Here is a 523-nt window from a genome sequence, read left to right as displayed (position 1 = left end):
GAGAAGTCAAGGGAGCAAGCCCACAAAGCTAAACTCAAAGCTTTTGCCCTCGACACACTCATACAGGTAGCCGATGAAACATACGGCTTTGATCTAAAAAAAAACTTTGGATCAAAGCGGTGAAAATGGGTTGCCGACAGTCAGCTTTGTACACCAAAAAGGATCTCTACACAACCTTTGGTTACACGCGACAAGCGTATTATCAGGGGCTGAGAAGAGGCACTAAGGAGACCGCACTGGCAAAGGATATGATACAGATAGCCAGAGACATAAAGGCTCTTTACCCCGGCATCGGCACGGAGAAGCTCCGGCTGGTGTCGCAGACGATGTTTCCCGATATGGAGGTGCCGGGCAGAGATCGCTATCACGCCCTCATACGGGAGTATGGTCTTATCAACAAGCGACGTAAAGGGAAGTCCACGACCAATAGCAACCACCGCTTTCGTAAGTACAAATTCCTTGCTAAGGGAGTGGTGCCGACAAGCCCCAATGAGCTTTGGGTCAGCGACATCACCTACATTAC

1 pseudogene is annotated in these 523 nt (G+C 49.7%); it reads left to right on the top strand.

The features are described 5' to 3' along the window. Nucleotides 1-248 precede the first annotated feature (248 nt). Nucleotides 249-523, top strand: a pseudogene (locus tag HMPREF2890_RS05205) (IS3 family transposase); the annotation flags it as partial.

This window comes from Porphyromonas sp. HMSC065F10, assembly GCF_001808555.1.
GTDB lineage: Bacteria > Bacteroidota > Bacteroidia > Bacteroidales > Porphyromonadaceae > Porphyromonas_A.
The sequence above is the reverse complement of the archived record's forward strand: the minus strand, read 5'-3'. Positions and strand labels throughout refer to the sequence as shown.